Origin of the sequence: Laceyella sacchari (genome assembly GCF_024927925.1) — a bacterium.
GTDB lineage: Bacteria > Bacillota > Bacilli > Thermoactinomycetales > Thermoactinomycetaceae > Laceyella > Laceyella sacchari.
Genome location: NZ_CP103866.1, coordinates 1,967,260 through 1,982,239, shown reverse-complemented (window position 1 = coordinate 1,982,239; position 14,980 = coordinate 1,967,260). Strand labels below are relative to the sequence as shown.

General features: G+C 53.0%; 1 protein-coding gene. It reads left to right on the top strand.

Translation table 11 applies throughout. The features are described 5' to 3' along the window. The first annotated feature begins 236 nt into the window (after positions 1 to 236). On the top strand, positions 237 to 14,816 hold the full coding sequence (locus NYR52_RS09665; protein WP_259435554.1) for a non-ribosomal peptide synthetase: 14,580 nt from the start codon (positions 237 to 239) through the stop codon (positions 14,814 to 14,816). Positions 14,817 to 14,980 lie beyond the last annotated feature (164 nt).

Below are 14,980 nucleotides of genomic sequence, written 5' to 3'. Positions count from 1 at the left end.
AGAAGAGGGGTATAAATGATTCGATTTGCAATAAGTATAAATATTTTTGTGGGATACTTAGTTTATTTTGTTGTTAGTTAATGTATTTATTCGTTTTTTAAAATTAAATCTGGTCATTTGTTGTTGCGGAGAATAAATCCATCAAACGTTGACATGGATTGAAAATTCCGATAAACTCGTAGTTGCAATTTGAAAATAATATAAATTTACCATCAAACCGATGTCGGAGGGTAATTATGTCCTATAATGAATTGGTTCAACCAGAGCGGAAAGATCGGACATATTACAAAGAATATTTGCGTGGGTATAATGATAGCATTCCGATCGTACCAGAACGGATCGCGGAAGGTCCATGGCATGAGGCTGGCGACCATAACGGTGTGGGCTTCTTGCAGTTGGATTCCCTGTTGACTAAAGAAATCAGCGCTTTGGCAGATAAAATGAATGTCTCGGTTCCCACATTGATCAGTTTGATGTGGGGAGTCTTGTTGCAGAAATACAATCGTGTGGATGATGTGGTGTTCGCTTCGGTTTCCCCTTTGGGCGGAAAGGAAAGCGATGATGAGCTGGCTATCCAATTACGCCGGGTGCAATGCACCAAAGGGGAGACGGTTTACGATGTGGTTGCTAAGAATATGGGGCATCCAGAGGTTGAGGCCGTCTTGTTGTCGGAATTGGAGAAGTGGACAGGGATCGCTCCGGATGCTTTGCAGCATCTTTTGTGGGTGATTGAGTCTGACTTGGATGAGATGGATAATCAGCAAAATATATTTTCTGAATACAATAAACATTTACTTATATCTAATGATTCCATTTTTAGATTGCATACTCAGATTTGGATTAGCCACACGTTAACTTTGCGTTTTGCATTTGACCGAAGACGTTTTGACTCAGAATGGATTGGGCGCATTGGCCAACACTTCGCGCGAGTGATTCAAGCCTTTGTCTATCATCCTGAGCAAGCATTGCATGCCATCGATTTGCTGACTGAGGCTGAAAAAGAGGCTTTGGTGCGCGCCTTTAATGATACGTCGATGCCTTATTCCCACGACCAGACCATCCATGCCTTGTTTGAACGACAGGCGGAGCGCACACCAGATCAAGTGGCGGTGGTATTCAAAGAGGAAAAATTGACTTATCGGCAATTGAACGAGCGGGCAAGTCAACTGGCTCGTGCTTTGCGCGACCGGGGCGTGGAACGGGAAGAGATCGTGGGGGTTTTGGCAAAGCCTTCACTGGAGATGATCGTTAGCATTTTGGGGGTGTTAAAAGCAGGGGCCGCCTTTTTGCCCATTGATCCTCACTATCCGTTGGAGCGTATTGATTACATGTTGCAGGACAGCCGTGCCTCCCTGTTGCTTACACAAACCGGACTTCCCCTTCCTGTCGGCTGGAAGGAGCGCAAACTATTCTTGGATCGCATTGCTTGGGAAGAAGGAAGCCTCTTCGACGTTGAAACACCAGGGAGTCCTGATCAGTTGGCTTATGTGATTTATACATCGGGGTCGACTGGCAAGCCAAAAGGAGTCATGGTTGAACATCGAGCGCTGGTAAATTTGGCCAGTTGGCATGTGAGACGGTTTGCAGTGACGGCGCAGGATCGGGCTACGAAATACGCCGGATTTGGATTTGACGCTTCTGTATGGGAGATTTTCCCCTATTTGATCGCAGGAGCGACGCTGATTGTCATCCCTGAAGAGCTCCGTTTAGATGTGGAGGCGTTGAACCGATACATGGAAGCGGAGAAGGTGAGCATCAGCTTTCTTCCAACACCGGTGGCGGAGCAGTTTATGCGTTTGGAGAACCGCACCTTGACCAGGCTCTTGACAGGTGGAGACCGGTTGCGGCAGGTGCGTCGGCAACCGTACCGGCTGTTTAACAACTACGGTCCGACAGAAAACACGGTTGTCGCCACTTGCTATGAAGTGAAGCCGGAGGGGCCGATTTTGATCGGTAGGCCGATTGCCAATAACCAAGCGTTTGTGCTGAGTGAGGAAGGGCAATTGCAGCCCATTGGCGTCCCGGGAGAGCTTTGCCTGGCCGGAGACAGTTTGGCTCGGGGTTATTTGGGGCGCGATGATCTTACTTCGAGCAAATTCGTCCCCCATCCGTTTGCACCGGGAGAACGCATGTATAAAACGGGGGATTTGGTTCGGTGGTTGCCCGACGGGAATTTGGAGTTCTTAGGGCGGATCGACGACCAGGTGAAAATCCGCGGATACCGGATAGAACCCGGAGAAATCACCAATGTGCTGTTGCAGCACCCTGCCATTGAAGATGGTGTTGTGGTGGCGCGCGCAGATTCCTCAGGCCAGTCTGTTTTGTGTGCATATGTGGTTGAGACTGAGCCGGTGGGTGACAGCGAGTTGCGAGCGCATCTGGCACAGGAATTGCCTGAATATATGATCCCTGCTCATATTATCCGTTTGGAGCGGTTGCCGCTTACCCCCAATGGCAAGGTGGACCGGAAAGCGTTGCCGGAGCCAGTGGCGAACACAACGCCGGAGAGTAGGTATGTAGCGCCGTCAGATCCAGTCGAGGTGAAGCTGGCCGGGCTGTGGCAAGAAGTGTTGCAAGTAGATCGGGTTGGATTAAATGATCAGTTTTTCGCGTTGGGTGGGCATTCATTGCACCTGATGATGCTGGCAGCGCGCATCCGTGCCGAATTTGGGATGGATGCTCATATCGCCCGCCTCTTTGAATGCTCTACGCTAAGCGAAATGGCGGCAATGGTGCGGGAAGCGAATCATGATACCACCGCTTCGCTCCAACCCGTGGCGGAGCGGGAGTATTATCCAGTGACTTCGGTGCAACGCCGATTGTACGCGATGGAGCAACGTGGCAATATCGGGGTAACCTACCATAACCCCGTGGTGCTGGAACTGTCGGGCGGGTTGGATGTAGCACGTCTGCGCCAAAGCTTGCAGGCTGTGGTGGACAGGCATGAATCATTGCGTACCTCCTTCCACTTGGTTGAGGACGAGGTGATGCAAAAAGTGGAGCCGGCGGTGCCAGTGCCTTGGGAACAATGTGAGGCAAAGGATGAAGCAGAGGCCGCAACATGGATCGAGCAATTTATCCGCCCGTTTGATTTGCGGCAAGCACCTCTATTGCGAGCGGGCCTGATCCATTTGGGAAAAGAGCGGCATGTGTTGGTGATTGACATTCATCACATTGTTTCAGACGGCTTTTCTATCGAGCGGATTTTTCGCCGCGAGCTGAGCAAGCTGTACCGCGGGGAAACATTGCCTCCGCTCGCTCTGCACTACAAAGATGTGGCGGTGTGGCAAGAGGAATGGAAGCGCACCCCCGCTTGCCAAAAACAGGGGGAATACTGGGCGCAACAGTTTAATGAGGAATGGCCTGTTCTGGAACTGCCGACTGATCGGCCGCGTCCGAAGCTCCAACAGTTTGCAGGAGAAAAGGTTCGGTTCCGTTTGGACGTGGAATTGACTCATCAACTGAAACGGGTGAGTGAACGAGAAGGGGCCACGCTGTTTATGGTTTTGCTTGCGGCATATAAGGTGATGCTGGCCAAATTGTCGGGGCAAACCGATCTGGCGGTAGGCTTTCCCGTTGCCGGCCGCACCCAGGCGGAAGCGGAGCAGATTTTCGGCATGTTTGTCAATACGTTGCCGCTCAGGTCGCAACCGACACCGGAGCTTACCTTCCACCAATACCTTGCAGAGGTGAAACAAAACGTCCTGGCCGCGTATGGACATGGAGAATATCCATTGGAAGAGCTGGCGACGCTCCCCAGCGCAAAAGACGGCAGTCGCAACCCATTGTTCGACACAGTGTTTGTATTGCAAAATGTCGACAAAGAGCCATTCGCATTGCCGGGGATCGATGTAAAGCCGTTTACGGGGTGGAAATGGAAGCAATCCATGTTTGATATGACATGGGAAGCGGAGGAACAGGAAACCCTTCATTTCACCGTAGAATACAACACTTCTTTATTTAAGCGGGCGACGGTTGAACGGTGGATTGGCTATTATATACGGTTGCTGGAGCAGGTAGTTTCGGGTACAGAAAAGGAACTCCAATCATTCACTCTGATGGATGAAGCAGAAGCAGATCGGTTGCTGAACGCGTTTAACGCAACGGAAGCAGAGTATCCAAGAGACCGAACCCTGCACGAGTGTATAGCGGAACAGGCGGCGCGCACGCCCGAACGGACGGCAGTGGTGCACCGGGAGGAAACGCTGACCTACGGCGAATTGGATGCCCGTGCCAATCGACTGGCCCGTTTGCTACAAGAGCGAGAGGTGAAGCGGGAAGAGATTATCGGGATCATGGTGCGTCCATCATTGGCGATGGTGGTCGGGACGCTTGGGGTGTTGAAGGCAGGGGCGGCTTATCTGCCGATCGATGTCGAGTACCCGGAGGAGCGGATTCGCTATATGCTGGCGGACGCACAAGCGAAGCTGTTGTTGGCCGAGCGTGGCGTGGATGTGCCAGAGGAATGGGTTGACCGGGTATTGTGGCTGGATCAAATCGATTGGGAGGCAGGAGACCGAAGCGCATTGCCGGAGAAAGGGCAACCGGATGATCTCGCTTATGTGATCTACACTTCCGGTTCGACGGGCCAACCCAAAGGGGTGATGGTGGAACACCGCGCGGTACTCAACTTGGCTACGTGGCACATCCGCGAATTCGGGGTGACAGAAGCGGATCGGGCAACGAAATACGCGGGCTTTGGTTTCGATGCATCAGTGTGGGAAGTGTATCCGTACCTGCTGGCCGGGGCTACCCTGCATGTGATTCCGGAAGAGCTGCGGCTGGATGTGGCGGGATTAAACCGTTACATGGAGGAACAGGGGATCACGATCAGTTTCTTACCGACACAGTTGGCGGAACAGTTTATGCGGTTGGAGAACAGAAGCTTAAAGACGCTGTTGGTGGGTGGAGATCGCTTGCAACAAGTGCGGCCCCAGCCATACCGGGTAGTGAACAACTATGGCCCGACAGAGAATACGGTTGTCACCACCAGCATAGAGGTGAAGCCGGGCATGGAGGTATTGCCGATCGGAAAACCGATCGCCAACAACCGGGTGTATGTGCTGGGAGCAGATGGGCGATTGGTGCCGGTTGGTGTGCCGGGTGAATTGTGCGTCAGCGGCGAGAGCTTGGCACGGGGCTACCTGGGCCGCCCAGAGTTGACGGCGGAGAAGTTCGTGCCCAACCCATACGCCCCCGGGGAGCGGATGTACAGGACAGGAGACCGGGTGCGCTGGTTGCCTGATGGCACTCTCGAATTCCTGGGGCGGATGGATGAGCAAGTCAAAGTGCGCGGGTTCCGCATTGAATTGGGAGAGGTGACCGACCGGTTGTTGACACATCCCGCAGTACGGGAAGGGATCGTCACGGCCAGAACGGACGAAACGGGCCAAACCTACTTGTGCGCATACTTCACGGCGGAAGGCGAATGGACGGAAGAGGAATTGCGAGAGTACATGTCGCGCATATTGCCGGATTACATGGTGCCAACCTATTTCATCGGCCTGGACGCGTTGCCGGTTAACGCCAATGGCAAGGTTGACAAGTGGGCGTTGCCCGAACCGGACATCAGTGGCCAGCGTGTGTATGCGGCGCCGTCGACTGAGATGGAGCATTTGCTTGCCCGTATTTGGGAAGAAGTGCTTGGAATGGAGCAAATCGGGATTCATGACAACTTTTTTGCATTAGGTGGAGACTCCATCAAAGCGATCCGGATGGCGGCATTGCTAAATCGTCATGACTTGCGGCTGGAAACCAAAATACTATTTAGCCATCCCACCATTGCAACCTTGGCACCCTGGGTGCAACCGGCTCGCCAGCGGTTGACCGAGGCAGAAGAAATTGCCGGAGAAGTGGAACTTACTCCGATTCAGCAATGGTATTTCTCCAAGCGTTCCCCAGAACCGCATCATTTCAATCAGGCGGTGATGTTGCGCAAAGAGGCCGGTTGGCGGGCGGAGAGTGTTGTGCGAGCGTTTGGGGCATTGGTCAAGCACCACGACGCGTTGCGCATGGGTTATCAATTGTCGGAGACGGGCGTCATCCAATGGGTTCGGGGAATGGACGGACAGCATTTTACCTTGGAAGAGACCGACTTACGCGGCCAAGGGGACGAGCAAGTGAAAGCGTGTGTCGAACAGGTTGCGAACCGGTTGCAACAAAGCTTGTCATTGGAAACGGGGCCGTTGGTTCGGCTGGGGCTGTTCAAGACGGACCAGGGAGACTGTCTGTTGATCGTGATCCACCACTTGGTGGTAGATGGTGTGTCGTGGCGGATCTTGCTGGAGGATTTTCACGCGTGCTATGAGGCGGACGAACAAGGAAAAGATATTGAACTCCCTGACAAGACGCATTCTTTTCAACTTTGGGCGGCTAAGTTGAAAGAGGTGGCTAATAGCGGCGTTGTGCTGAAAGAGCGCGATTACTGGAAGCAGCAGGAGACATTAGCGATTGCACCACTACCTAAAGACAGCGAGGGTTCTGGCCATCCGACGATGGGAGAACAGGTCGACATGACTTGGAGCTGGAACCGTGAAGAGACAAACAGGCTTCTTACCAGAACCCATCATGCGTACAACACAGATGTAAACGATTTGTTGTTAACTGCCTTGTGTCGGGCGCTCAAAGAGTGGACAGGCCAAGAACGGATTGCGCTCCATCTGGAAGGGCATGGGCGTGAGCAGATCATTCCGGGCATAGATGTGTCGCGAACGGTGGGCTGGTTTACCACCATGTACCCAGTCGTGTTCGACTTGCGCTATGACAACTGGGCTGACGCCATTCCACAAGTGAAGGAAACGTTGCGGCGGATTCCCAACAAAGGCATTGGCTATGGTCTTTTGCGTTATATGGCGGAAGCAGAACACACGCAGGATTTGACGTTTGCCTTGGAGCCGGAAATCAGTTTCAACTATTTGGGCCAGTTTGCGGAGGAAGGATTGGGCTCATCACCATTGCCGACGGGAACCTGGTTTAGTCCCAAAACGCCGGATAAACATGCCCTGTCGATCAGTGGTATGGTGGTCGACGGAAAGCTACATTTCATCTTTTCGTATAACCGGGAGTGGCTGTTTCCTGAGACGGTGGAGCGGTTGGCGGGCCGCTTCGACCAATATCTTCGAGAATGTGTGGCTCACTGCGAGGGGTGGCGGACGACGGTACGCACACCGAGTGATTTTGGAACGAATCCGTTGACATGGGACGATTGGAATCACGTGCGCACACTGATTGACGAACAGAAGATTGAAGATGTGTATGCGTTGTCCCCTTTGCAAAAAGGGATGCTGTTCCATTCGTTGCAAGACCGTCTGCAATACTTTGAACAATTTACGTTGGAGATTTCCGGGAAGATTGATGTGGCCCAATTTGAAGAAAGTTTACATGTGCTTGTGCAACAACATGGCATGTTGCGTACAGTCTTTGTGCATGAGAAATTAAGCGAGCCTGTGCAAGTGGTTTTGACATCTTGTTCCGTTCCGTTTTCATTTGTCGATCTCACCAGCTTGCCAGAAGAGGAACGTTCTGTCCGCATAACCGGGTTGAAAGCGGAAGACCGACAGCGCGGTTTCGCCTCATTGCAACAGCCATTAGTCCGCTTCACCTTGATTCGAATGGGAGATGCACAATACCGGTTGATTTGGAGCGTCCATCACCTGTTGATAGATGGATGGTGCCTCAAGCGCTTGCTTGAGGATTGGCTGGCGTGGCATCAAGCGCGGATGTGCGGGGAGACGTTGCCGGCGATCGCTCCGGTTCCTTATCGTCGCTACATCGAGTGGTTACAAGAACGAGATCATCAGAAGGCTCAAGCGTTTTGGGAATCCTATCTGCAAGGTTTTGAGCAAAAAACGACACTCTTTGGTCAGACTGATCCACCAAAGCGGTTAGTCGTGAAAGAAAAGGCAGAACGGATTTTCACACTGTCCCACGAGTGGACGGCACGACTCGGCCAATTGGCACGCCAAGCTCAAGTGACTGTCAACACGGTGTTACAAGCATTGTGGGGCGTCTTGCTACAGAAAATGAACAGTGTGCGCGATGTGGTGTTCGGTGCGGTTGTATCCGGTCGTCCGGCTGACTTGCCTCAGGTGGATGAAATGGTGGGTCTTTTCATCAATACAGTGCCGGTGCGCGTTCGCGGGGACAAAACCACCTCGTTTGCTGAATTGCTTGCGCAGTTGCAACAGGAGAATCTGGCGGCCGAACCGGCTCACTTTTCCTCATTGGCAGAGATCCAGACCCACACGTCGTTGGGTAACCAACTGTTTGACCATATCGTCGCATTTGAAAACTACCAATTGGATATGTCCGCGCTGAAAAAGGCTTATGCGGGCACGGGGTTTGTGATCGAACGGATCGAAGCATTTGAGCAGGACAATTATGCTTTTAGTTTGGTCATTTATCCGGGTGAACAGATCACATTGAAGTTTTCTTACGCGACGGAAGTGTTCACGCAAGAGCAAATGGAGCAGCTGTTCGCTTCGCTACAGGCTTTAATCAGACAAGTGGTGGCCGATCCCCGGCGTTCAATCGATGAGCTCGACATTGTTTCTGAAGCAGAAGCAGATCGGTTGCTGAACGCGTTTAACACAACGGAAGCGGAGTATCCAAGAGATCGAACCCTGCACGAGTGTATAGCGGAACAGGCGGCGCGCACGCCCGAACGGACGGCAGTGGTGTACCGGGAGGAGACGCTGACCTACGGCGAATTGGATGCCCGTGCCAATCGACTGGCCCGTTTGCTACAAGAGCGAGGGGCGAAGCGGGAAGAGATTATCGGTATTATGGTGCGCCCATCATTGGCGATGGTGGTCGGGACGCTTGGGGTGTTGAAGGCAGGGGCGGCTTATCTGCCGATCGATGCCGAGTATCCGGAGGAGCGGATTCGCTATATGCTGGCGGACGCACAAGCGAAGCTGTTGTTGGCCGAGCGTGGCGTGGATGTGCCAGAGGAATGGATTGACCGGGTATTGTGGCTGGATCAAATCGATTGGGAGGCAGGAGACCGAAGCGCATTGCCGGAGAAAGGGCAACCGGATGATCTCGCTTATGTGATCTACACTTCCGGTTCGACGGGCCAACCCAAAGGGGTGATGGTGGAACACCGCGCGGTACTCAACTTGGCTACGTGGCACATCCGCGAATTCGGGGTGACAGAAGCGGATCGGGCAACGAAATACGCGGGCTTTGGTTTCGATGCATCAGTGTGGGAAGTGTATCCGTACCTGCTGGCCGGGGCTACCCTGCATGTGATTCCGGAAGAGCTGCGGCTGGATGTGGCGGGATTAAACCGTTACATGGAGGAACAGGGGATCACGATCAGTTTCTTACCGACACAGTTGGCGGAACAGTTTATGCGGTTGGAGAACAGAAGCTTAAAGACGCTGTTGGTGGGTGGAGATCGCTTGCAACAAGTGCGGCCCCAGCCATACCGGGTAGTGAACAACTATGGCCCGACAGAGAATACGGTTGTCACCACCAGCATAGAGGTGAAGCCGGGCATGGAGGTATTGCCGATCGGAAAGCCGATCGCCAACAACCGGGTGTATGTGCTGGGAGCAGATGGGCGATTGGTGCCGGTTGGTGTGCCGGGTGAATTGTGCGTCAGCGGCGAGAGCTTGGCACGGGGCTACCTGGGCCGCCCAGAATTGACGGCGGAGAAGTTCGTGCCCAACCCATACGCCCCCGGGGAGCGAATGTACAGGACAGGAGACCGGGTGCGCTGGTTGCCTGATGGCACTCTCGAATTCCTGGGGCGGATGGATGAGCAAGTCAAAGTGCGCGGGTTCCGCATTGAATTGGGAGAGGTGACCGACCGGTTGTTGACACATCCTGCAGTACGGGAAGGGATCGTCACGGCCAGAACGGACGAAACGGGCCAAACCTACTTGTGCGCATACTTCACGGCGGAAGGCGAATGGACGGAAGAGGAATTGCGAGAGCACATGTCGCGCATATTGCCGGATTACATGGTGCCAACCTATTTCATCGGCCTGGACGCGTTGCCGGTTAACGCCAATGGCAAGGTTGACAAGCGGGCGTTGCCCGAACCGGACATCAGTGGCCAGCGCGTGTATGCGGCGCCAACGACAGACTTGGAGAGAGCACTGGTCCGCATCTGGGAACGAGTGTTACAGAAGGAGCGCGTGGGCATTGATGACCGGTTCTTTGAATTGGGCGGGCATTCGTTGACAGCAATGTCGTTATCGGCTCAGATCCATAAAGAGTTGAACATGGAGATGCCGCTACGCGAAATTTTCGCTCGCCCGACCGTAAGAGAAATGGCGGCATATTTGTCGGAATTGGATCACAATGCGCATAGGGAAATCAACCCCGCACCGCCAGCTGCTCACTATCCGGTCACTTCTGCGCAAAAGCGCCTTTATGCGCTTCAACAGATAGATGGGGTCGGTACGGGATATCATATGCCGTATTTCTTCCGGGTCAGGGGACAGCTTGATCTGGAGCGACTGGAGCAGGCGGTCACCAAGCTGGTGCAACGGCATGAGTCCTTACGCACCTCGTTCCATCTCCTTGAGGGCGAATTGGTACAGCAGGTTCATCAAGAAGCGGCTGTTGCCATAGAGTATGAGCAAGCCGCTGATCAAGAGGATGCCAGACGAATCATGCGAGCGTTTATCCGCCCCTTCGACTTGGAACGGGCACCTTTATTCCGAGTCGGAGTGGTCAGTGTGGACGCGGGGGAAGCCTTCTTGATGTGGGATTTGCATCATATTGCTGCGGATGGCGTTTCAATGGAGCGGCTGTTTGCCGATTTCGCCAAATTGTATCAAGGCGAGGACTTACCGGAGCTACGGTTGCAGTACAAGGATGTGGCTGTGTGGCAACAATCAGAGGCTGCACAAGAAGCCAAGCGTGTGCATGAGTCTTACTGGTTGCGGGAATTGTCTGGGGAATTGCCTGTTTTGGAATTGCCGGCTGATTTTCCGCGCCCGCCGGTACAACGCTTTGAGGGGAGTTATCTCACCTTCACCATCGATGAAACATTAAGCGGCAAATTGAAGCAGTTGGCGGAAGAACGGGGAGCAACGCCCTATATGGCATTGATGGCCGCTTATGCGGTGTTACTGACCAAGTATACCGGTCAAGAAGATGTGATCGTGGGGGCGCCGGTGGCAGGTCGTTCACATGCGGACACACATGAGATCGTGGGGATGTTTGTCAACACGTTGGCGATTCGTAGCCAGCCCCGGTTGCGGGAAAGTTTCTCATCGCTTTTGGCGCAAATCAAAGAAAAGGTGTTGCTGGCGACCCAACACCAAGATTACCCGCTGGAGGAATTGATTGAAAAGCTGGGTGGACAACGTGACATGAGCCGGACGCCGTTGTTTGACACAACGCTCGGGATGCAAAACATTTCCCCACCGGTCTTGCAGTTGCCCGGAGCGACACTGACGCCGGATGAGTTGGAATGGAATAGTTCGAAGTTTGACCTGAGCTGGCTCTTCACCGACGGCACATTCCTCACGGGAATGGTGGAATACAGCACGAGCTTGTTTACGGAAGCGACGGTAAGGCGTATGATCGGCCACTACCTGCACATATTGGAACAGATTGTGAATGATCCGGACATAACGCTCGACAGGATTGAACTGACAACCCAAGCGGAGCGAATGCAAATTCTCAACCAATTTAATGCCACTCAGGCGCCCTACCGTGACCGGGCGTTGGCTCACCAGCTGTTTGAAGAGCAAGTGGAACGTTCACCCGAACAATTGGCCGTTGTGTATCGAGAAGAGGCGCTGACTTACAGCGAGGTGAACAAGCGCGCCAACCGACTGGCTCGGGTGTTGCGGGCGCAAGGGGTGACTCGTGACCAGATTGTCGGGTTGATGATGAAACGGTCGCATGCGTGTGTCATTGCCATGTTAGCGATCATGAAAGCGGGCGGCGCATATCTGCCGATCGACCCTGAATACCCTGAAAGCCGCATTCAGTATCTGCTTGAAGACAGTCAGGCAAAATGGTTGTTGGTTCATCGCGGGACAGAAATTCCTGGCAATTACCGGGGCCATGTGATCGTAGCCGATGAAGCCTATGCTGAAGACGATTCCAATCTGACCCCGGTTAACGAGCCGACCGATTTGGTCTACATGATCTATACTTCCGGTTCGACCGGCAAACCCAAGGGAGTGATGATTGAGCATCGTAGTTTGTGCAACCTTGGCCTGCTGGGCCCATTGCGGGAAATTGAACCACACAGCCGGGTGATGCAATTTGCTTCGATTAGCTTTGATTCTTCAGTGGCCGAAATCTTCCCCGCTTTGTTTACGGGAGCGACCCTCTACTTTGAGGATCGTGACATCCTGTTGGGCGAATTGACGCAGTATTTGAAGCGAAACCGGATCACGACTGCAGCATTGCCTCCTTCTGTATTGCGCACCGTGCCTTATGAAGCATTACCAGATCTGAAAACAGTGATCAGCGCGGGAGAAGCTTGCACGATGGATTTGGTGCGAACATGGGGGCAGGGACGTACGTTTATCAATGAATACGGGCCGACAGAGGGAACCGTCTGCGCGACATTGGCGCGCCTCACACCGGATATGGACAAAGTGACGATTGGAAGGCCAATCAAAAACCAACAGGTTTATATCGTAAATCGCGAACATCAATTGTTGCCGGTGGGAGTTGTGGGCGAGCTTTGCATCGGCGGAGCGGGTTTGGCCCGTGGTTATTGGCAGCGCCCTGATCTTACGGCGGAGAAGTTTGTGCCAAACCCGTTTGTCCCGGGTGAGCGTATGTACAAAACGGGGGATTTGGCCCGTTGGTTGCCGGATGGCAGCATCGAATATTGGGGCCGCATTGACGACCAAGTGAAAATCCGTGGACATCGGATTGAATTAGGAGAAGTGACTACACGGTTGTTAGAGCATCCCGCTGTCCATGAAGCGGTGGTCATAGCCAGGAAAGATGAACGTGGGTATTCCTATCTCTGCGCTTATTTCACGGAGAAGGGTCCATGGACCGTCGCGGAGCTAAGGCAACACTTGGCGTATGCATTGCCGGATTACATGATTCCAAGCCATTTTATACTGCTGGATAAGATTCCGCTCACCCCGCACGGCAAAGTGGATAAGCGTGCCCTGCCTGAACCGACGGAACCATCGGAGACAGGGGTAGACCATGTTCCTCCTGCTACCGATATCGAACGGTTGTTGGCAACGTGCTGGCAGAAAGTGCTGGGGATTGCACGGATTGGTACCCAAGACCATTTCTTGGAGTTGGGTGGAGACTCCATTAAAGCGATTCAAGTTGTCGCCTATTTGAAGCAACATGGTTGTAAAGTGAGAATCAATGATCTATTCCAATATCCGACGATTGCCGAGCTGGCTACGCGCGTTCAATGGTTGGAGACACATGCGGCAGAGTGGGGGCCGGTTACGGGAGAGGTGCCGCTCACCCCAATCCAGCGGTGGTTTTTCGATAAGCAATTTACCGAAGCGCACCACTGGAACCAAGCGATGATGCTATACCGGGAAACGGGCTGGGATGCGGATGCGGTGAAGCAGGTGCTCCAAGCGTTGGTTGCTCACCATGATGCATTGCGCATGGTTTATCACCAAGAAGGGGAGAGCTTGAAGCAGATCAACCGTGGTTTGGAAGGAAACCATTTTGCCTTCACCGTCTTTGACCTGTCACAGGAGCTGGATCTTCAAGGTCGCATCGAGCGGGAAGCCGGACGATTGCAACGGCAGCATCGCCTCGTAGAGGGACCATTAATGCAGGTGGGTTTGTTTAAGACGAAGTCGGGAGATCATCTTTTGATCAGCATTCACCACTTGGTGGTTGACGGAGTATCTTGGCGTATTCTGATGGAAGACTTTGCCACGGCTTACCAACAAGTGATGCAAGGCAAGCCGATTCAGCTACCGCCGAAAACAAGTTCGTTTCAAGAGTGGAGCCATAAATTGGAGGAGTACGCCAACAGTCCCGAGTTGTTGCGAGAAAAGGAATACTGGCGCCAGATTGAGGAGAAGCCCGTTTCTGCCTTGCCCAAAGATTTTCCGGTGGATAAACCGTTGACGATCAACGGCTGCAAGACGGTGACGGTCACATTGCCCGAAGCGGAAACCAGACAGCTCCTGACGGAAGTGCATGCCGCTTACCACACTGAAATAAATGACGTGCTGATGGCGGCGTTGGCTCTGACCATCAGCGAATGGAACCAAAGCAAAATCGTGACGGTCAACATGGAGGGGCACGGTCGGGAAGAAATTGCCGAAGACCTTGATTTGACGAGAACAGTGGGTTGGTTCACATCTACGTTCCCCGTGGTGATCGAGGTGGAATCGGAGCAATTGTCGGACACCATCAAGCAAGTGAAAGAACAATTGCGTCAAATTCCCAATAAAGGCTTGGGTTACGGCATCTTGCGCTATTTGACCGCCCCTTCGCACAAACACGATGTACCTTTCAACATGGAACCTGAGTTGAGTTTTAACTATCTGGGACAGTTTGACCAAGAGATGTCGACGGATTTGTTCGTTCAATCGCCCATGCCTAAAGGGGATGAACTAAGCCCCTTGTCTGAAATCCCACATCTCCTAAATATTGTGGGCATCGTGATGGAACAACAGTTGTCGGTACATTTCCACTATCATACGGGGGCACATCGGCATGAAACCATTACCAGATTGGCTGACAGGTTCCTGTGGTGGTTGCGCGAAATCATCACCCACTGCTTGAACAAAGAAGAGAGTGAATATACGCCAAGCGACTTTAGTGCCAATGATTTGACGTTTGAAGAAGTGGAAGAGATCACAGAATTGTTGGCAGAGTTGGATCTCGATTAGAACGTGCTGATGAACAGGCCAGTACCAGTGTGATGCGCCGAACACGTTCTAATGCAAGCGGGTGCGGAAAGCCCCAGCAATAATAACACATCACCGCTGTCGGTGTCCGCGTGCGCGAAGGGGACACCGACGGCGGAATTCATTTATGCGACAGCGCAGGTGAT

Excerpts from the sequence above, each read along its gene's own strand:
- NYR52_RS09665 (WP_259435554.1), top strand. The coding sequence starts at position 237 with ATGTCCTATAATGAATTGGTTCAACCAGAGCGGAAAGATCGGACATAT.